This window comes from Streptomyces sp. NPDC048590 (assembly GCF_043199535.1).
Classification (GTDB): Bacteria; Actinomycetota; Actinomycetes; order Streptomycetales; family Streptomycetaceae; genus Streptomyces.
In genome coordinates, this window is sequence record NZ_JBICWC010000008.1 from 32,074 (window position 1) to 51,004 (window position 18,931).

19 protein-coding genes are annotated in these 18,931 nt (G+C 71.1%); 6 read left to right on the top strand and 13 right to left on the bottom strand.

Annotation, left to right across the window (positions count from 1 at the left end; genetic code table 11):
* Positions 1-73: 73 nt before the first annotated feature.
* Positions 74-1,021, bottom strand: coding sequence for an SCO0930 family lipoprotein (locus tag ACGFNN_RS23065; RefSeq protein WP_393558516.1), 948 nt, complete (start codon positions 1,019-1,021; stop codon positions 74-76).
* A gap of 714 nt (positions 1,022-1,735) precedes the next feature.
* Here ACGFNN_RS23065 and ACGFNN_RS23070 point away from each other — a divergent pair.
* Complete coding sequence (locus tag ACGFNN_RS23070; RefSeq protein ID WP_393558518.1) at positions 1,736-2,503, top strand: hypothetical protein; 768 nt, start codon at positions 1,736-1,738, stop codon at positions 2,501-2,503.
* 237 nt (positions 2,504-2,740) lie between these two features.
* Positions 2,741-3,277 (top strand): hypothetical protein, encoded by a 537-nt coding sequence (locus tag ACGFNN_RS23075; protein WP_362667340.1) that lies wholly within the window; start codon positions 2,741-2,743, stop codon positions 3,275-3,277.
* Positions 3,278-3,375: 98 nt separating this feature from the next.
* Here the strand turns inward: ACGFNN_RS23075 and ACGFNN_RS23080 are convergent, their stop codons facing one another.
* Positions 3,376-4,077 (bottom strand): hypothetical protein, encoded by a 702-nt coding sequence (locus ACGFNN_RS23080; RefSeq protein WP_393558520.1) that lies wholly within the window; start codon positions 4,075-4,077, stop codon positions 3,376-3,378.
* A gap of 318 nt (positions 4,078-4,395) precedes the next feature.
* On the opposite strand from ACGFNN_RS23080, the gene ACGFNN_RS23085 reads away from it, so the two are divergent.
* Positions 4,396-5,058, top strand: coding sequence for a class F sortase (locus ACGFNN_RS23085; RefSeq protein WP_393558521.1), 663 nt, complete (start codon positions 4,396-4,398; stop codon positions 5,056-5,058).
* An 18-nt stretch (positions 5,059-5,076) separates the two neighbouring features.
* Here ACGFNN_RS23085 and ACGFNN_RS23090 read toward each other — a convergent pair whose 3' ends face one another.
* On the bottom strand, positions 5,077-5,922 hold the full coding sequence (locus ACGFNN_RS23090) for a polysaccharide deacetylase family protein (protein WP_393558523.1): 846 nt from the start codon (positions 5,920-5,922) through the stop codon (positions 5,077-5,079).
* 151 nt (positions 5,923-6,073) lie between these two features.
* Here ACGFNN_RS23090 and ACGFNN_RS23095 point away from each other — a divergent pair, with 151 nt between their 5' ends.
* Positions 6,074-6,535, top strand: a complete 462-nt coding sequence (locus ACGFNN_RS23095; protein WP_362553888.1) for a universal stress protein — start codon at positions 6,074-6,076, stop codon at positions 6,533-6,535.
* Between the two features lie 20 nt (positions 6,536-6,555).
* Here ACGFNN_RS23095 and ACGFNN_RS23100 read toward each other — a convergent pair whose 3' ends face one another.
* Positions 6,556-7,770 (bottom strand): CapA family protein, encoded by a 1,215-nt coding sequence (locus ACGFNN_RS23100; RefSeq protein ID WP_393558525.1) that lies wholly within the window; start codon positions 7,768-7,770, stop codon positions 6,556-6,558.
* Between the two features lie 254 nt (positions 7,771-8,024).
* Here ACGFNN_RS23100 and ACGFNN_RS23105 point away from each other — a divergent pair, with 254 nt between their 5' ends.
* Positions 8,025-8,597 carry a sigma-70 family RNA polymerase sigma factor gene (locus ACGFNN_RS23105; protein ID WP_393558527.1) on the top strand — a complete coding sequence of 191 codons (573 nt, stop codon included), beginning with the start codon at positions 8,025-8,027 and terminating at the stop codon, positions 8,595-8,597.
* Here ACGFNN_RS23105 and ACGFNN_RS23110 read toward each other — a convergent pair.
* Positions 8,531-8,728 (bottom strand): zf-HC2 domain-containing protein, encoded by a 198-nt coding sequence (locus ACGFNN_RS23110; protein WP_393558529.1) that lies wholly within the window; start codon positions 8,726-8,728, stop codon positions 8,531-8,533. The two genes, ACGFNN_RS23105 and ACGFNN_RS23110, sit on opposite strands and share 67 nt — an antisense overlap.
* 111 nt (positions 8,729-8,839) lie before the next feature.
* Between ACGFNN_RS23110 and ACGFNN_RS23115 the strand changes: the two genes are divergently transcribed.
* On the top strand, positions 8,840-9,355 hold the full coding sequence (locus ACGFNN_RS23115; protein ID WP_393558531.1) for a hypothetical protein: 516 nt from the start codon (positions 8,840-8,842) through the stop codon (positions 9,353-9,355).
* Between the two features lie 31 nt (positions 9,356-9,386).
* Here ACGFNN_RS23115 and ACGFNN_RS23120 read toward each other — a convergent pair whose 3' ends face one another.
* The 8 genes from ACGFNN_RS23120 to ACGFNN_RS23155 all read right to left on the bottom strand — a co-directional run bounded on the left by ACGFNN_RS23120 (position 9,387) and on the right by ACGFNN_RS23155 (position 18,895).
* On the bottom strand, positions 9,387-10,595 hold the full coding sequence (locus ACGFNN_RS23120; protein WP_393558533.1) for a sensor histidine kinase: 1,209 nt from the start codon (positions 10,593-10,595) through the stop codon (positions 9,387-9,389).
* Complete coding sequence (locus tag ACGFNN_RS23125) at positions 10,592-12,082, bottom strand: cation acetate symporter (protein WP_393558535.1); 1,491 nt, start codon at positions 12,080-12,082, stop codon at positions 10,592-10,594. The genes ACGFNN_RS23120 and ACGFNN_RS23125 overlap by 4 nt, the downstream gene beginning before the upstream one ends.
* Entirely contained in the window at positions 12,079-12,441 is a 363-nt protein-coding gene (locus ACGFNN_RS23130; protein ID WP_362553867.1) for a hypothetical protein, read from the bottom strand. Before ACGFNN_RS23130 ends, ACGFNN_RS23125 begins: the two co-directional genes overlap by 4 nt.
* Before the next feature lie 62 nt (positions 12,442-12,503).
* Positions 12,504-13,256, bottom strand: a complete 753-nt coding sequence (locus tag ACGFNN_RS23135) for a LytTR family DNA-binding domain-containing protein (protein ID WP_362553864.1) — start codon at positions 13,254-13,256, stop codon at positions 12,504-12,506.
* 55 nt (positions 13,257-13,311) lie between these two features.
* Positions 13,312-14,172: an Fpg/Nei family DNA glycosylase gene (locus ACGFNN_RS23140; protein WP_393558537.1), complete on the bottom strand. Its 861-nt coding sequence runs from the start codon at positions 14,170-14,172 to the stop codon at positions 13,312-13,314.
* Between the two features lie 115 nt (positions 14,173-14,287).
* Positions 14,288-15,259, bottom strand: a complete 972-nt coding sequence (locus ACGFNN_RS23145) for an aldo/keto reductase (protein WP_393558539.1) — start codon at positions 15,257-15,259, stop codon at positions 14,288-14,290.
* A 94-nt stretch (positions 15,260-15,353) separates the two neighbouring features.
* Positions 15,354-16,709, bottom strand: a complete 1,356-nt coding sequence (locus ACGFNN_RS23150) for a wax ester/triacylglycerol synthase family O-acyltransferase (RefSeq protein WP_393558541.1) — start codon at positions 16,707-16,709, stop codon at positions 15,354-15,356.
* A 119-nt stretch (positions 16,710-16,828) separates the two neighbouring features.
* Complete coding sequence (locus ACGFNN_RS23155; RefSeq protein WP_393558543.1) at positions 16,829-18,895, bottom strand: SpoIIE family protein phosphatase; 2,067 nt, start codon at positions 18,893-18,895, stop codon at positions 16,829-16,831.
* Positions 18,896-18,931: the final 36 nt, after the last annotated feature.

Genomic DNA, 18,931 nt, shown 5'->3' on the forward strand with positions numbered 1-18,931 from the left:
CGTGATCAAGCGGGTCCGTCGCCCACTGTGCGCAATCGACGACGGACCGGTACCACCAGGCCTTCGCCGGGAACTACTTGGGGGATCCGGCGAGCTTCGCGTCGGGAGTGACCGCGTACCATGTGCCCCCGACTCCCTGCCCGTTGGTGTCCCCAGGCTTCTCGTCACCCGAGAAGGTGTAGACGGGCCAGCAATCGATGGACTGCTGGCGGATTCCGTCCGGGCGGTCGAAGGTGACGAATCCCTTCGTGGTGACGCCATCGACGTCATTCCGGGACACCGGGGCGACAACCGGCCACTTCTTCAGACACGCTCCCGTGCAGGCCGACTTCATCGGCCAGGCCGAGTCCTTCTTGAAGCGGTAAACGGTCATGCCCCGCTTGTCGACGACGATCTCTCCGAGTTCCGGATCCTGCCGGACCGAAAGTCCGGAAGTGCCCGCCCGGGTGCCGTCGGCTGATCCGTCCGCGTCGGGCGTCGCCTTCTTTCCGTCCGGCGCCGCCGCGAACCATGTGCCGCCGACCCCCTGCCCTTTGGCCTCACCCGGGCTCGAGTCCTCGGCATACCGGTACATGGGCCAGCCGCCGACGGTCAGCTGTTGGCTTCCGTCCGCCCGGCTGACCCGTCCGATCACTTCGGCTCCGGTGCCGGCTGCGGCCGTGGCCTCTTCGGCCGGCACCGGCGGCCACGCCTTCGCGCAATCACCGTCGCAATTCGACTTCGGCGGTTCGGCGCTGTCCTTGTCGAACCGGTAGAGGGTGAAACCCTCACTGTCGGTCAGCACCTTGCCCAGTTCGCCGCTGTCCCACACCGCGAGCTGACCGGCCGCTTTCGAAGCACCGGCACCGACCGAGCCCGCACCGTATCCCCCGTCCGAGCCGTAGCCACCCTCGGCGGGGGCGGCGTTGCCCACAGCCTGGCCTCTCGGGGACACGTCTCCCTCCCCCTGACCGCACGCCGTCGTCAACGCCAGGAGGGCCGCTGCCGTCACCGCGAGCGAGGCGTTCCGCCAGGTTTTCATGTCGACTCCCGTCGTCCTTCACCTTCCGCGACGCGTCCGCGTCTTCGGTGGCCCTAGGTACGTCCCGGAGGAGGTCCGTTGTTCACGTCAGGGCCGAAAAGGTTTCGTCCGCCCCAAACCCCGATCACCGAAGGTCCCCACCATCAGGCGAATCGGCTCGCCTGGCCGCGTGTGCCAGGACTGCGGGGAACATGCTCCCCGGCGTGTACGGATCACGCATATGGCGGCTGACGGCCGCCACCCTCCTCCTGCTGCTCGCGGTACCCCTGCCGGCCGCCGGCGACGACTGCGCGGTCGCCTCCATCGGACAGGGGGACGGCGGGTCGTCCATCGCGGTGGCGGGCGAGGGACGGTGCGGGGCGGTCATCGCCGAGCCCGAACCAGAACCCGCGCCTCCGCCTCCACCACCACCACCCCCTCCTCCGCCACCGCCACCACCGCCACCGCCGCCTCCTCCACCCCCTCCACCCCCTCCGCCGCCTCCCCCCGCCCCGGCGCCGCCCGAACCGGAACCCGCACCGCCCCGGCCCACGGTCCGGCCCACGCCACCGGCACCGGAGCCGGTCGCGCTGCCCACCTACCGGAAGCCTCCGCGCAAGGTCCCCCGGAGCGGCCCGTCCATCGTCTCCCTGACCCTCCTGATCACCGCGCCGGCCGTCTTCGCCGTGGCCGTCCTCCGCCCGCGCTCCTCCCGCTGACCGAAGAAGGGAACTCATGTCGGAATGGCTTGTTCTCACCATCGCGATGGCGTCCGCCTGCGCCGTCGTCCTGACCACCGCGGTCATCAGCAACCGCCGCATCCCCGAGGACGACGATCCGTCCGAAACACCCGACGTCATCGAGTACATGACGATGATGATCGGCGTGGTCTACGCGATCGTGCTGGGCCTGGCGATCGCGGGCGTCTGGGAGGGCCGTAGCGCCGCCCAGGAGTCGGTACGCCTGGAGGCCCAGGCCCTGCACGAGGTGAGCGCGCGGGCCTCGGTGTACCCGGTCGAGGTCCGTGACCGCATCCGGGGTGACGTCGACGCGTACGTGACCCACGTCGTGGGCGACGAGTGGAGGTACATGACGGATCACGGCGCCCTCACGGAGAAGGGCACCGAACTGCTCGACAAGGTGCGTGCCGACGTCACGGACTACGTGCCCAGGACGGATCACGAAGGGCAGGCCTACCAGCCCCTGGTGGACCAGGTGGCCGCCGTCGACGACGCCCGCGGGTCCCGCGGGCAGAACGCGGGCGCGACCATGCCGGGTGTCGTCTGGTTCGGTCTGATCACCGGGGCCGTGGTCACCGTCGGGATGATCTTCACACTGCAGATCCGCAGAACATTCCGCGAGCTGCTGCTGGCGGGACTCTTCAGTGTGCTGATCGCCTTCCTGCTGTTCCTGATCTGGGACTTCGACGCCCCCTTCGGGCGGGGCATCTCGGCCACCACCGCCCCGTTCCTGGACCTGTTCCCGCACGCGACGGGGGGCTGAGGGCTGTCCCGGAATCCGCGGCAGGCCCGCGACTCCGGCAGGGGCCGCCCGGACCGGACCGCCCGTACCTCCGACCGCCCTCGGCCGTCCGCCGGCCGGGGGACAAGGCTGCCCCATTCGCCTGACCCCGATAGCGGGTGATATGAGCCACTTCTAGCGTTTCGGGCATCGAGGTGCATCTCCCCTACCTCGCGGATACCGTTCCGCGGCTGCCCCTCGGGACCCGGAGGATTCACCATGCGCGCGATACGTGTCGCACCCGTCGCCCTGCTGGGCGCCGCCGCCGTCATCCTGACGGCACCGGCCGCGTCGGCCGATTCGCTCAACGGCGGTACGTCCACCAATTTCACCCCGACGATCACCCCGTCGACGGTGGCTCCGGGCGGCCAGGTCACGCTGGGCGCCATGGGGTGCACCACCGACGCGACCGCGTTCTCAGGCGTGTTCGACACCACCACCATCCCCAGCGGGCGATCGGCGACCGCCACGGTCGACCGGGATGCCCGACGGGGTGCGGTCTACGAGGTGACGTTCCGCTGCGGCACCACGACGCGGTCGGCGAACCTGACCATCACGAGCGGTGCCACCAGCTCTCCCACCACCGCCCCGACCACGAGTTCGACGGCGTCCCCGAGCGGCGTTCTCGGCGGCCTGGGTGGCAGCGTCGACACACTGGACCCGGCGGAGATCGCGGCCGGCTCGGCCATGGTCGCGGTCGCCTCCGCCGGCGCCTTCTATTTCCTTCGCAAGCGGCGTACGAGCCGTCAGCACTGACGACTCGCGGTCCCCTACGGACGCACGACAGTCGCCCCGGGTCCTGGTTCAGGACTCGGGGCGACGGGCGTATCGGGCCGGGCAGGAGGTCGGACGCGTCAGATCGCCGCATTGCTCATCCGGCGACGGACCACGAAGACGGCTCCGCCGACGGCCGCTGCCGCGACGAGGCCGCCACCGACCTGCATCTCGAGTGAGCTCGGCCCCATGGAGCCACCGAGCCCGCCCTGCGCGCCACGGGACGGAAGCACGGTGAAGCGGGCAGTGGCGACCGGGTCGCCGCCGTTGCCACCCTGACCGCCGTTGCCACCCTGACCGCCGTTGCCACCCTGGCCGCCGTTGCCACCCTGGCCGCCGTTGCCACCCTGGCCGCCGTTGCCACCCTGGCCGCCCTGGCCGCCCTGACCACGGTCGCCGCCCTGGCCGCGGTCGCCACCGTCGCCGCCCTGGCCGCGGTCGCCACCGAAGTTGTTGTCGCTGTCGTTGCAGCGCACGGACAGGCTGTACCGCCCGGGCGTCGCGTTGTCCCGGATACGCGCGGTGGCATAGCCGACCCGGCCCGGCGACAGGTTCACCGTCGGGAAGGCGTTCGACCACACCCGCCCGCCGGAGCGGCCGCAGCCCTCCGCGCTGATCTGCATCGTGGCGCCCTGGAAGACCGAGGACGGATCGACGGTGACGTTGGTCGGGAAGTTACTCGGGTTGCTGCCGGGGCCGCCTCCTGCGGCGGCCAGCGGTGCGGCGAGCCCGACTGCCGCGAATGCGGTCGCGGTCACCGCGAGAGCGCGTGAAGCACGCATCTTCGAACCTCCAGCGGGAAGCGCCCCGGAGTCTGCTCTCCGGGATCGTCGACGAGAACGCGTCCCATGACGAACCATCACCACGTGACTCCGGTGTCGCATTTCGGCACCGCCCCACCGGGCGATGCGACACGCCGCAGGTGGAGCACAGGATCTGACGGAGCCGCAGGTCACGGACCGTCAGAAGTTTTATCCGCTCATTACTCCGTGAGCGGCAGTCGTCGACCGCTCCGGTTCTCCGCCACCCGTTCGCCCCGCTCTGATCGCCGCCGCACGGACCCGCGCCTAGCGTGGCGCTGTCGCGACGAAGGGAGAACCATGGGCCGGGACCAGTGGGGCGCCGAGCGGAGCAGACGTACACCGTGGGGCGCGATCGCCCTGGTGATGCTCACCGGGCTGGCGCTCATGCGCAACGGTGTCGAGACGTCTCCGGGGCCCCCGCAACCGGCCGCGGCGGCTTCCGTGGTCGGCTCGCGTGACTCGGCCGTGTCCGCCCCTGCCGAGGGCGAGCCCGTACAGCCGCTCCCCTACGCCCCCGTCTCGCGCATCCAGATCCCGTCGATCGAGGTCGACGCCCCCGTCGTGGACGTGAATCTGGATCCGGCCGGGTGGATCGAGGCACCGCCCGCCCAGGACTCCAACCTCGCGGGCTGGTACCAGAACGGCATCGCCCCCGGTCAGCGTGGGACGTCCGTGATGGTCGGCCACGTCGACAACCTGGCCGGCCCCGCGGTCTTCTACGGCCTGGGCTCGCTCAGCAAGGGGCAGCAGATCGAAGTCGCCCGCTACGACGACCGTGTCGCGGTGTTCGAGATCTACGGCGTCGAGGTCTTCGCCAAGAACGACTTCCCCGGTCCGCGGGTGTACGGCGACACCGGATACGCCGAGCTGAGGGTGATCACCTGCGGTGGGGGCTACACCAAGGCCGAGGGGTACGACGGGAACGTGGTGGTCTTCGCCCGGCTGATCGAGACCCGATAGCCGGACGGCGGACCCACGTCAGCTGCGGTGCGGGACGGTCGGCCTGAAACCCCTCTCCAGAAGCGCCGGCAGATAGCGCCGCAGGGCCGCGACGCTCTGCGAACGGTTGCCGCCCGCGTCGTGGGACAGCACCACGACGCCGGGCGCGGCGCCCTTCTCGACCCGGCGGACGATGGTGGCGGTCCCGGGCTCGGTCCAGTCGAGCGTGTCGACGGTCCAGGCCATCGGCTCCATCCCCAGCGAGGCGCCGATCTCGAACGAGTTGCGGTTCCAGGCACCGTAGGGCGCCCGGTACCACAGCGGCGGAGCCCCCAGCGTCTTCTCGATCACCTCGCTGGTGCTGCCCAGTTCGTCGCGGATCGCCGCACGGGAGAGCTTCGGGATGAGCGGGTGCGACCAGGTGTGGTTGCCGACCACATGGCCGTCGTCCGCCATCTGCTTGAGGAGGTCGGGGTTGTCGGCCACCATCTCGCCGCAGACGAAGAACATCGCCCGGACGGAGTGTCTGCGCAGCGTGGAGAGGATCTGGGGCGTGTACCGGGGGTCGGGACCGTCGTCGAAGGTCAGCACCATGGCATCGCGGCCCAGTTCGGGCAGTTCCTCGAACGGCCGGGTTCGGACGGGCGGCGGTGCGGGCTGGAAGCGGGGTGCGGTGTTCGAGGTCATGGGCCGCAGCCGGTAGGAACCCGGGCCCGCCTGAACCCGCGCCGGTGGGCCTGCGGCCGGTGCCGGAGGCTCACCGCCGGGACGGACCGGAGTGCCGGCCGGATCCGCCGCGATCAGGTGCACGGCTCCGGCGGCCCCCAGGGCGAGGGAGAAACGCAGCAGTGTGCGGCGGTCCACTGGAAGCTGATCATCATTCATGACCAACTGCTCGCACGGAGCCACGCCTCCGGCGGCCGCCGACACCGGAGATGCTCCGTTTTGCACCCGATGGATGGAGTGTCCGACGGCGATTCGTCCTTCGACGGAGGCGCCCGGGGCCCTTGACCTGCGAGGGGATACTCTCGGGCCCGTGACGGAGCAGCAGCACCACCGATTCGAGCGCGGCACCGACGGGCCCAAGGTGATCGTGGCGGGTATCGACGGATCCGAGTCCTCGATGCGCGCCGCGGCCTATGCGGCGGGCCTGGCGCGGCGGCAGAACGCGATGCTCGCCCTCGTCTACGTCCAGCCCGTGATGGCAGCGGGTGCCGCTCTGGGAGCCCCGGTCACCGGGACGACGGAGGAGGTCGCCGAGGGGCTGGTGAACGAGATCAGGGCGGCGACCGAAAGGCTCAAGGACATATGGAACGTCCGATGGGAGTTCCACACGTTCCACGGTGATCCGTACAACGGACTCGTCACGGCCGCGGACGAACTGAAGGCGGACGCGGTGGTGGTGGGCGCGTCGGAGTCCGCGGGGCACCGTTTCGTCGGCTCGGTGGCCGTCCGTCTCGTGAAGGCCGGGCGGTGGCCGGTCACCGTGGTGCCGTGACGACCGCGGGAGGGCGGATCTCAGCGACCGGCGGTGAGGCCGTCCTGGCCCGCGCCACGGCTGAGGACCGCACGGTGGATCCGGTCCCGGATCCCTCCGGGACCCCCGGCCCCCTCATTCCCGGCGGACGTGGTGCCCTCCGGACGTACGATGCGGCCCGCCGCCGTGTCGAACCACGCCGGGACGAACTCGGCCTTCCTGACGGTCCATCGCTCCCCCTGGCCTGCCGGTGGCTCGAAGGTGAACCGGCTCATCGAGCTCTCGTGGGCGCGCTGGTCCTGGACTCCGTCCTGGCCTGCGGAACCCGCCACCTGGTCACCCAGGCCGTAGACGACCCAGGTGCCGTTGACCTTCTCGTACGCCTGAGGGACGTGCGTGTGAGTGCCGAGGATCAGGTCGATGTCGGGGCGTTCACCGGTTCGTGACGCGGTGAGTTCACGGCCGAGGCCGGTCTGGGCGGCGTCAGGGGCGTCCTGCCATTCGGTGCCCCAGTGCAGGGAGACGACGACCACGTCGGCGCCCGCCTTGCGGGCAGCCCTGGCGTCCGCCACGATCCGGTCCCGGTCGATCACGTCGACAGCCCAGGGCTGCCCGGCGGGCAGCGGGCCGCTGGTGCCGTAGGTGTAGGCGAGGTGGGCGACCTTCGCGGCGTCCGCCCCCTTGCCGGCCTTCAGCAGGACGGGGCGGGACGCGTCCTCGGCGGAGCGGGCGGATCCGGAGTGGGCGACGCCCGCGCGGTCCAGCGCGTCGAGGGTGCGCCGTACGCCCTGCGCCCCGTCGTCGAGGGTGTGGTCGGAGGCGGTGGAGCAGGAGTCGTAGCCGGTGTCACGCAGTGCGGTCGCCAGCTCGGGGGGCGTCCGGTAGGACGGCGGGCCCGTGTACGGGCCGCCCTGCTGTCCGGTCACCGTGTCCATGTGACAGATCGCCAGGTCGGCTGCCGAGACGGCGGACGCGGCGCCCTTGAGCATCGGGCGGAAGTCGTAGCCGTCGCCACCTCCGTCGACGGCCGCCCTGTCGATCAGCGAGGTGTCCGGGAGGATGGCTCCCGACGCGAGCAGCGTGAAGGACCCGGCGCCGTCATTCACCCCGGCGCCGGCACCGTGCGCTCCGCGCTCGGCCGGGAGGTGCCGTCCGGCGAAGCCGGGAGTCGAGGTCGGCTCGCCGGCGCAGGCCGTCGCGGTGGCCAGCAGGCCCGCGACCATGATCGCCGTGCCCGGTCGGATGCGCTTCGCCATCTGTACGACTCCCAGTTCGGATGATTCCGGCCATCCGACTACACATATATTCATATATGCGAGTCAAGGACAAAGGACTCCAAGTACCTGAATCGGCCGCAATGCCACCTGCCGACCGTTCGCCGCACCACTCGTCGCTCCGTGCGACCGCTCGGCGCACGTCTCGGCGCATCGCCTGTTCCCCCGTGCCGTGATGCGTTCGTATACGCGAGGCGGGAGCGAGGCGTCAGGGGCCTCTCAGGGAAAGGACGTTCATGATGACCACGGTGACGACCGATGAGCGGGCCCTCGCGGACCTGCAGCGGGACCACGGGCCGGCGCTCCTGCACTTCCTGCTGGGTCTGACGTTCGGCGACCGGCAGAGGGCGGAAGACCTCGCACAGGAGACCCTGGTGCGGGCCTGGCAGCACCCCGAGGCTTTCGACGCACCGTACGACTCGATGCGCCCCTGGCTCTTCACCGTCGCCCGACGGCTGGCCATCGACGCCCGCAGGTCCCGTCAGGCGCGGCCGCCGGAGGTCAGCGACGCCGTGCTGGAGTGCACCCCCGCCGCGGAGGACACCGCGGACGCGGCGGTTCACGCGCTCGACGTACGCGATGCCGTGCGCACGCTCAGCCCGGAGCACCGGGCGGTGCTGGTGCAGATCTACTTCCGGGGACTCAGCGTCCACGAGACCGCGCAGACCCTGGGTATACCCGCCGGTACCGTCAAATCCCGTTCGTACTACGCGCTACGTGTTCTGAGCCGCACCCTGACGGGCTACTCCAGCAGGTCGTCCAGTCTGAGCAGGGCCAGCAGCGACACGGCCTCCGTCACCTCCACATAGGCCTCGGCGCACGCCGGGCACCGCTGGACATGGCGGGACACGGCACCGCTCTCCCCCTCATCGAGGGCATCGAGGACATAGGCGCCCAGCAGTGTACGCACGTGCGGGTCGTCGCCGCGGTCGGCGGTCATCGCACCTCGAATCTCCCGACGGATCCTGCTCTTCTGCCCACGCGGAGTGGGCGTCCCCGGTTCAATGCTGCGTGTGGCCCGGAACCGAGTCGACGAAAGAGGCGAGACGGGATGCGTCCCGAACATCACGAAGGAACCGGCGGGGCCGGGCTGCTGGTCCCGATGGCCTGGATGTACTCCGAGTACATCGCCGACGAGATGCTGGTCACCGGCGACCTGATGGAGCCGGCGACCTTGGAGTACAGGGCAGGGCGCGACGCCCTCGCCCTCACCATCTTCCTCTCCGACGGCGCGGCGGCCCAGGACCTGCCGGCGGCCCGGGTGGACGAGCTCAGGCTGCTCACGGCCTACGGAGCCGCCTGGAGACGGTGGGTCTGCGCGAGGCTGGAGGCGTTGGAACGCCCGACGACGCCCCCGGGGGTCGCGGACCCCGACCTCGCCCTCGCCCGTGCGGCCTGGCGGTGGCTGGAGGAGACCGAGATGCTGGCCGCGGACCTGGACGCGGTCGGCCCGCAGGGCTGGCCGCCGCCCGACGAGGAGGACGAGGGCGAGGGCGAGGCGCAGGTGTGGACGCCCGCCTGGCAGCTCGGACTGCCGCTCGGCCATCTGGCCGTCCATCTGTACTGAGCCGCGGTCACCCTCGGAGCGAGGTTACGGCTTACGAACCGTGCACTCCCGCACGGTACTTGGGGAGCCGGACGGTGATCCTCATGCCCGCCCCGACGCCGGTCTCGATCACCAGGCCGTAGTCGTCGCCGTACACCTGGCGAAGGCGCTCGTCCACGTTCAGCAGTCCGATGCCTGCGGAGGCTCCCCCCTTACCCCGCAGGATCCGCCGCAGGCGCTCGGGCTCCATGCCCGATCCGTCGTCCTCTATGACGACCTCCGCCTCGGCGCCCGCGTCCAGTGCGCTGATGGTGACGCGCAGGGGCGCGTCGCTCGCGCGGGCGGGGACACCGGCGCCCTCCAGACCGTGCTTCACGGCGTTCTCGACCAGCGGTTGGAGGCACAGGAACGGGAGCGAGACCGGTAGCACCTCGGGAGCCACCTGCAGCATCACCGAGAGCCGTTCACCGAAGCGGGCCCTGGCGAGCGCCAGATACTGGTCGATGGAGTGGAGTTCGTCGGCGAGGGTGGTGAACTCCCCGTGCCTGCGGAAGGAGTAGCGGGTGAAGTCGGCGAATTCGAGGAGGAGTTCACGTGCCCGTTCCGGGTCCGTCCGGACGAACGAGGCGATCGCGGCGAGCGAGTTGAAGATGAAGTGGGGGGAGATCTGGGCTCTCAGCGCCTTGATCTCGGCCTCGATCAGCTGAGTACGGGAGCGGTCGAGTTCGGCCAGTTCCAGTTGTACGCAGACCCAGCGTGCCACTTCCCCCGCCGCCCTGGCCAGCACGGCGGACTCCCGGGGTGCGTAGGCGACGAGCGTGCCCAGGACCCGGTGATCGACCGTCAGCGGGACGGCGACCGCCCAGCGCAACGGGCAGTCGAGATCGTCGCAGCCGCTGTCGAACGCGGTGTCCCTCCCGCTGGCGAGCATGGTCCGCACGTGCCGCATCACGTCCTTCCCGTGGTGCTCACCCTCGCCGTCCCACACCAGCACCCTGTCCCGGTCGGTGAGGCAGAGCGCTTCGGTGCCCAGCAGGGAACGCAGGCCGCGCACCGACCTCCGCGCGCTCTCCTCCGTGAGTCCGGCACGCAGCGGCGGCGCGGCGAGGGAGGCGGTGTGCAGGGTGGCGAAGGTGGCGTGCTCGACGGGGGTGCCCACGTCGCTGGTGCGTTTGGGGCGCGCGGTGCGGCCGAGCAGGAAGCCCGTCCCAAAGAGCAGCAGGGCGAGTACGGCGATGACGGCGATCCCGGCCCCGGTCATCGGCCACGGCCCGTGGTGAGCGCTTCGGGCAGATGGAAGCGGGTCATCGCGGCGTTGGTCCCGGGCGGGATGCGCCCGGGTGTGGCGAGAGAGACCAGGATCATCGCCAGGAACCCCACGGGGACGGACCAGACGGCGGGCCAGGCCAGCAGGGCGTGCGGCCAGCCCGGGGGGCGCACGGCGCCACTCACCGTGATGGCGACGGACAGGAGGGCCGAACCGCCGCCGAGCAGGAGTCCGGCGATCGCCCCCGGCGGGGTGAGCCTCCGCCACCAGATGCCGAGGACGAGCAGCGGACAGAAGGACGAGGCGGAGACGGCGAACGCCATCCCGACGGCGTCGGCCACCGGCACCCTGCTGACGACGAGCGAGCCGGCCAGCGGTACGGCGATGGCGAGGAGGGTGGCGAGCCGGAAGTGCCGTACGCCGCGCGAGGGCAGGACGTCCTGGGTGATCACTCCGGCGACGGCCATGGTCAGTCCGGAGGACGTCGAGAGGAACGCGGCGAAGGCACCACCGGCGAGGAGTGCGCCGAGGAGGTCACCCCCGAGGCCTCCGATCACCCGGGCGGGCAGCAGCAGCACGGCGGCGTCCGCGTCGCCGCCGTGCATCAACTCGGGTGCGTACAGGCGGCCCAGCGCACCGTAGACGGGGGGCAGCAGGTAGAAGAGGCCCACCAGGGCGAGGACGGCGACGGTGGTGCGGCGGGCGTCGCGGCCGTTGGGGCTGGTGTAGAAGCGGACCACCACATGGGGCAGGCCCATGGTTCCGAGGAAGGTCGCCACGATGAGTCCGTAGGTCGCGTAGAGCGGATGGTCGGCCCGGAAGACGGAGACCTGTTCGTCGAAGCTGACGCGGGGGCGGCCGTCGCCCTGCCACGCCAGGACCAGGAAGATCGCGGGCACGAGCAGCGCGGTGAGCTTGAGCCAGTACTGGAAGACCTGGACGAAGGTGATCGACCGCATTCCGCCCGCCGCGACGGCGACCACCACGACGGATGCCACGAGTACGTCCCCGAGCCAGCCGGGCGCACCTGTGAGGATCTTCAGGGTGAGGCCGGCGCCCTGGAGTTGCGGCACCAGGTACACCCAGCCGGCGCCGACGACGAACACGCTGACCAGTCGGCGGACCTGACGTGACTCGAGACGCCCTTCGGCGAAGTCGGGCAGGGTGTACGCCCCCGAGCGGCGCAGCGGGGCGGCGACGAACACCAGCAGGACGAGGTATCCGGCCGTGTAGCCGACCGGGTACCAGAGCATGTCGGGCCCGTGCACGAGCACCAGGCCGGCGATGCCGAGGAACGAGGCCGCGGAGAGGTACTCCCCGCTGATCGCCGCCGCGTTGAGCCGCGGGCGTACGGTGCGCGAGGCGACGTAGAAGTCGGAGGTGGTGCGGGATATACGCAGGCCGAAGCCGCCGACGAGGACGGTGGCCAGGACCACCAGGGCGACCGCCACCACCGCCGTCGGGTGGCCGGAGACGCTCACGGTGCGGGGAGGCCTTCCACGAGCCGGGCGAAGTCCTTCTCGTTGCGCTCCGCGCGTCGGACGTACCACCAGGCGGCGAGGGTGAGTGGCGGATAGGTGGTGAAACCCAGCACCGCCCAGACGACGGCGTCGCTGTTCAGCGCCGCGAAGACCAGGGGCAGGGTGCCCGCCACGAGGGCGAGCACCGCGAAGGCGGTGAGTCCGGCGCGCAGCTGGCTGCGCATCAGCGAACGTACGTACGCACCGCCCAGGGCGGTCTGCTCGTCGATCTCCGACTGGGCGCGGTAGCGGGGCAGCGGGCGCACCCGCCGGGGCTCGCCCGTGACCACTTCACGGCGGGGCGTGCTCTCTGCGGACATGGGCCCGGAGTGTAGGCGGCGCGGAGGGCGGCTGGGAAGGGGCATTGCCCGGTAGGGCCTGGTCAGCGGCCGGTCTGCCGCATCAGCAGGTCGCGCAGCGCGCGGCTGTGGCGACGGCTCACGGCCAGCTCCGCCTCCCCTATCCGTACGCTCATGCTGCCCGCGTCGAGACGGAGTTCGTCGATCCGGTGCAGCGCGACGAGATGGCGGCGGTGGATGCGTACGAAGCCCCTGGAACGCCAGCGCTCCTCCAGGGTGGTGAGCGGTATCCGCACGAGATGGCTGCCGGTGGAGGTGTGCAGACGGGCGTAGTCACCCTGTGCCTCGGCGTACGCGATCTCCTCGACGGGGACGAGGCGGACGACCCCGCCGAGTTCCACGGCGATCTGGTCGACCGCCGCGTCGTGGACGGTGGCGGAGCGCTCTCCGATCTGCTCCGCGACGCGGCGTACGGCTTCGGCCAGACGCTCACGGCGCACGGGCTTGAGCACGTAGTCGACCGCCTTGAGGTCGAAGGCGTGCACGGCGAACCCCTCGTGGGCGGTGACGAAGACGATGAGCGGGGGCGCCGCGAACCCGGCCAGGAGCTGGGCGACGTCGAGTCCGGTCAGCCCGGCCATGTGGATGTCCAGGAACACGACGTCGATGGCCGAGGGGTCCTCGGGGCCGGCGTCGACGGCGCCGCCGATGCGGCGCAGCGCCTCGGTCGCGCCGGTGGCGCCCTCCGCGCTCCGGATGCGCGGATCGGCGCGCAGGAGGTAGAGCAGCTCCTCCAAGGCGGGTTCTTCGTCGTCGACGGCGAGTACGCGCAGCATGAGGCCGGAGTGTAGACCGGAGGAATGCCGGGGGCGGACGGGTGAGGCCCCGCGGCTACTTGAGGAACTTGGACGTGCGCCGGTCCGCGAGCGGCTTCCCGCCGGTCTGGCATGTGGGGCAGTACTGGAGCGAGGAATCGCTGAAGGACACCTCCAGAACGGTGTCCCCGCAGACGGGGCATGGCTCCCCGGTACGGCCGTGGACCCGCATGCCGCTCTTCTTCTCCGCCTTCAGGCGTCCCGCGGCGACGCCCCTGGAGCGTTCGACGGCGTCCTGGAGGGTGGTGCGCATCGCGTCGTACAGATGGGTGATGTCGTTCTCGGCGAGGCTCGTGGTGAGTTTGAACGGAGACATCTTCGCCACGTGCAGGATCTCGTCGCTGTAAGCGTTCCCGATGCCGGCGATCATGGACTGGTCGCGCAACGCCCCCTTGATCTGCCGCCGTTCCGCTCCCAGCACCATCGCGAAGGCGTCCCGGTCGAAGGAGTCGGCGAGCGGGTCAGGTCCGAGGCGGGCCACCGCGGCGACGTCCGCCGGATCGTGGACGAGGTGCACGGCGAGCCGCTTGGTGGTGCCCATCTCGGTCAGTTCGAACCCATCTCCGCCGGCCAGGACGGTCCGCAGCGCGAGCGGCCCCTTGCCCGGGCGTGGTGGGGTCGCGGGGAAGTCGTCCTTCCACCGCAGCCAGCCGGCCCGCGCGAGGTGGATGAGCAGGTGGAGCTCCCCCGCCGTGATGTCGAGGAACTTTCCGCGCCGGGCCACGGCGGTGACGGTGGCGCCCTCCAGAGCGGTGGGCGGGGGGTCGTACGTCTTCATGACGCTGATCGCGAGCGGGAGGACGCGGGCGATCTCCTTGCCGACCAGATGGCCGTCGAGGAAGTCCCGCAGAGCTTCGACTTCCGGCAGTTCGGGCATGGCTCCAGCCTGCCGCAGGCGACTCGTACGCGCGCGGTACGGCCCTGGGCGCGGTGGTGCCGGTGAGGCGCCGTGAGGTCCCGCACGTGGTCGTGGGCGTCGATGAGCCGGCGCGTCAGGACGGCAGCAGTCCTTCGGCCCGCAGGTCCTCCCACAGGGCGTCCGGGACCTCCGTGCGCAGCTGCGCCGCCGCGTCCCGTATCTCCCGCGGGGAGCGTGCGCCGACGAGGACACCGGCGACGGCGGGGTGTCGCAGGGGGTGGTGCAGGGCGGCGGCGCGCAGCGGGACTCCGTGTTTCTCGGTGATGCTCCGGAGCCGCAGGGCCTGCTCAAGGAGGGGCGCGGGGGCAGCCTGGTAGTCGTACGTGGCACCGGGGCGGGGGTCGGCGAGCAGCCCCGAGTTGAAGACACCTCCGACGATCACCGCGCGTCCGCGGGACAGGGCCTCCGGCAGCAGTTCGTCCAGCGCCTCGTGGTCGAGGAGGGTGTGGCGGCCCGCGCAGAGGACCGCGTCCACATCGGTCTCGCGCAGGAAGCGGGTCAGCATCGCGGTCTGGTTCATGCCGGCCCCGATGGCTCCGACCACGCCTTCGGCGCGCAGCCTCTCCAGCGCGGGGTATCCCTCACGGAAGGCGGCCTCCCCGTGGTCGTCCGGATCGTGGAGGTGTACGACGTCGATCCGGTCGAGACCGAGGCGCCCGAGGCTGTCCTCGACGCTGCGGCGGATCCCGTCCGCGCTGAAGTCCCAGCGGCGACGGTGGGTGTGCGGTACGGCGTACCCCTCGGAGAGTCCCTGCCGCGCCGCGGACTCGGCGGGCAGTGGGTCGAGCAGCCGGCCCACCTTCGTCGACACCGTGTACGCGTGGCGGGGCTTGTCCCTCAGGGCTTCGCCGAGCCGGCGTTCGGAGAGTCCGAGGCCGTAGTGCGGCGCGGTGTCGAAGTGGCGGACACCCTCGTCCCACGCCGCGGCCACGGTGGCGGCGGCCTCTTCCGGGTCGACCTCGGTGAAGAGGTTGCCGATGGCCGCCGCTCCGAAGGAGAGCTCGGTGATCTCGACCGTGCTGTGCCCAAGCCTGCTGCGCCGCATGTCCTTGCCGCCCCTGCCGGTGATCCCTGATGGTCCGTGAGGGACTATTCATCGGATCTCTGGGGCGCGTCAACCATAGGAACCGGATCGGCGCTCAGGCGGGTGCCGGCACCTTGGGCAGGAGTGTGCGCAGTTCACGCAGTTCGTCGTGGACGGCGGACGCCAGCCGGTCGAGGTCGGGCAGCGCCTTCCCGTCGGCGACAAGTCCGACCTGAACCCGCCCTCCGTAGGTGGACAGGGCCACGGCGAGTGACTGTCCGCGGGCAAGGGGCGCCATGGGGTAGACGGCGCGCAGCGGGCACCCGCCGAGCGACAGGGCGGAGCGGGGCAGCGGCACGCTGGTGACGAGGATGTCGAAGAGCATCCGCGCCGCGCTGCCGGCGAGCGGTGCGCCGAACCGGTGGGCCAGCGCGGGCAGCTGATCGGCGAGCACGGCGACGGCACCCGCACCGCGCAGCGGTCCGGCGGCCTTGTTGCGGTCCATGCCCGTGCGCACCAGGCGCAGACGCTCCCTGGGGTCCTGCTCCCCCACCGGCAGTCCGAGGAGGTATCCGGACAGCTTGTTGCCGTTGGCCGCTCCGCCGGGACGGCGCCGGGAGACCGGGACCAGGGCACGGGGAGCGGCGCCCGGCAGCGACTCGCCGCGTTCGAGCATCCATCGGCGCAGGGCGCCCGCGACGACGGCGAGGAGGACGTCGTTGGCGGTCCCTCCCTCGGCACGTCGGACCATCTGCACCGTCTCCGCGTCGAGTTCGGCCGTCGCCAGCCTTCGTGTGCCGCTGGAGCGCGCGGTCAGCGGGGTGGCGGCTCGCAGGTCGAGTCGGCTGGCGCGTACCACCGAGGCCCCCACCCCCAAGGCCCTTCCGACGTCCCCGAGCCGGTCCATGGCCATGCCGGCGGCCTCGTACGGGCCGGGCAGCCAGGACCGGGGTGGCACGGGTGCGCGTCTGCGCACCGTCCGGCGTTCGGCGGCGGAGGCGATCTGGTCGAAGATCCCGGCGCCGATCGCCACAGCCCGCATACCGTCGGCGAGCGCGTGGTGCAGCTTCACGAGCACGGCGAAGGGGCCGTCACCCGGGCTGTCGAGGAGGTACATCTGCCAGGGCGGGAGGCCACGTCCGAGCGGCTGTTCCATGAGTTCACCGGCGAGCCTGGTGGCCTCCGCCATGAAGTCGCCCTCGGCGAGCACCACCCGCCTGACGTGCCGGTGCACGTCGAACTCCTTGTCGGTGACCCAGGCGGCTCCGCCGACGGGCAGCAGGACGTCGCGGACCTTCATACGCAGCCGGGGGATGGCCGCGGCGCGGGAGCCCAGCAGATCGAGCAGGTGCTGAGGATCCGTGCCGGGGGCAGGCTCGAAGACGGCGAGAGCCCCGAGGTGCATCGGATGGGCATCGGATTCGAGGTGCCAGAAAGCCAGATCAAGAGGTGCCAGAAGCTCGGTACTCAACGGGGCCTCGCGTCATCGACAGCGGAACGGCGGAATCGAAGTCAATCCCGCTGACCGGTTACGGTCAAGTATGGACATGTTACGTACTGTTACAGTCTTGCGGCGTCCGGGCCGCGGCGCTACCCGTGGTCGCTGATGAGGAACTCGCACCACACGCACTTGCCGTTGCCGCGGGACTCCACTCCCCAGATGTCGGCCAGCCGGTCGACGAGCATGAGCCCCCGGCCCGATACACCCGAGTCACCCGCGTCCCTGCGGCGGGGCAGCGCGCTGGAGCGGTCCTCGACGTCGACCCTGAGGCGGCGCTCCGGACCGGTGAGCACCCTGATCGTGACGATGGCACCGCCGTCGGTGTGCATCAGCGCGTTGGTGATCAGTTCGTCGGCCGCGAGCTCCACCTCGTCGGCCCGGTCCTTCGCGCCCCACGCCCGTACCGCCGCGCGGATCATGTGCCGGGCGGAGCTGAGGGCCTCCGGGTCGTTCTGTCCGACGTGCTGCTGGAGCCGGCCACCCGGGTGGGGCGCGTGGGCCGCGTTGCGGCGGAGCAGCAGGAGCGCCATGTCGTCCTCGCCGCCCCGCTGGTCGACGACCTCGCAGAGACGGTCGGCCAGCCGCTGCAGGTCCTCGGGGCCTTCGCTGACCGTCTCGGCGAGAAGCTGCAGGCCCTCGTCGAGGTCGGTACCCGGCAGCTCGACCATGCCGTCGGTGTAGAGGATCATCGTCTGCCCCGGGTCCAGATCGACCGTGCTGACGGGGTACTCGAGCCGGCCGAACTCCGCGGAGAGCCCCAGGGGAAGTCCGCCTTCGACGGGCAGCTTGTGACAGCTCCCGTCGGCCTCCCGCAGCGCGGGGTCGGTGTGCCCCGCCCTGACCAGCTGCACCACGCCGGTGGTCAGATCGGCTTCGGCGTACGTACAGGTGGCGAAGCGGTCGGTGTCGAGTTCGTGCAGGAAGACGGACGCCCGCGCCATGACCGTGGCCGGGCTGTGCCCTTCGGCCGCGTAGGCGCGCAGCACGATCCTCAGCTGCCCCATGACGGCGGCGGCGTGCGTGTCGTGCCCCTGTACGTCACCGATGACGGCACCGGTCCTGCCTCCGGGCAACGGGATGACGTCGTACCAGTCCCCTCCGATGTCCCGGCCGAGCCGTGCCGAACGGTAGCGGACGGCGACCTGGGCACCTGGCACCTCGGGAATCCGGCGGGGCAGCATCGCCTGCTGGAGCCCTTCGGCGAGATCGTGCTCCTGCTCGTAGAGCATGGCCCTCTGCAGGCTCTGCGCGACGGAGCTGCCCAGGGCGACCAGCAGGTTCCGTTCGTCCCCGGTGAAGCCGGCCTTGCCCCCGTAGAGCAGCCCGAGGGCGCCGATGGGGCGGGCCTGCGCGATCAGCGGCATATAGGCGGCAGCGGTGATCCCCAGGTGCCGGATGTGCGGCCACAGGATCGGGTAGGAGGTCTCGAAGTCCTCGGCCGTCTCGATGAAGCGGGGGGTGAGGGTGCGGATCACCTCACTCATCGGATAGGGCTCGTCGACGCGCGTGTAGCGGGTGCCCGGCACGAAGGCACCCTCGGGACCGTCCGCGACCATGTGGATGCGCCCGGATTCCAGCAGGCCCATGACGAGGCTGGCGGCGCCCAGGTTGGCCAGCCCGCGGGGGCTCTTGAGGAACTCGGTGACGTCCTTGACCGTCCTGGCATGGGCGAGCGCCGCCGTGATGCCCTCCACCAGACTGGTGCGGCGGCGGCGCTCCTCGTCCACGGTCCTGCGGGCGGTGGATTCGGCGAGCTCCTGGGTGGCGTCACGGATGATGCCGATGATGCGGCGGGGCTTCCCGCTGTCGTCCCGGCGGATGAAGCCCTGGGTGTGCGTCCAGGACAGCGACCCGTCCCGCGCCATCCTGCGGAAGTAGGCGCCGTAGTTGCTCCGGCCGCTCTTGAGTGCCTGCGAGACCATGCCGTCGAGCCGGATCGCCTCGTCGGCGGGTACGCGCTCCGCTAGGCCCTCGGGGTGGCCGTCGTACTCGTCGGGGCTGAGGTCGAACACCTCGAGGGCGGGCTCGTCCATGTGCATGAGGCCGCTGTCGAGGTCCCAGTCGAAGCTGCCCATGCGATTCAGGGCGAGGCTGAGGTCCGGGTGGGCGGGCCAGTCGTCCGGGAGTGACAGGGCACCCGCTACCCGATCATTCATGTGCGCCACTCTGCCATTATTTGTCCGATTCCTCGA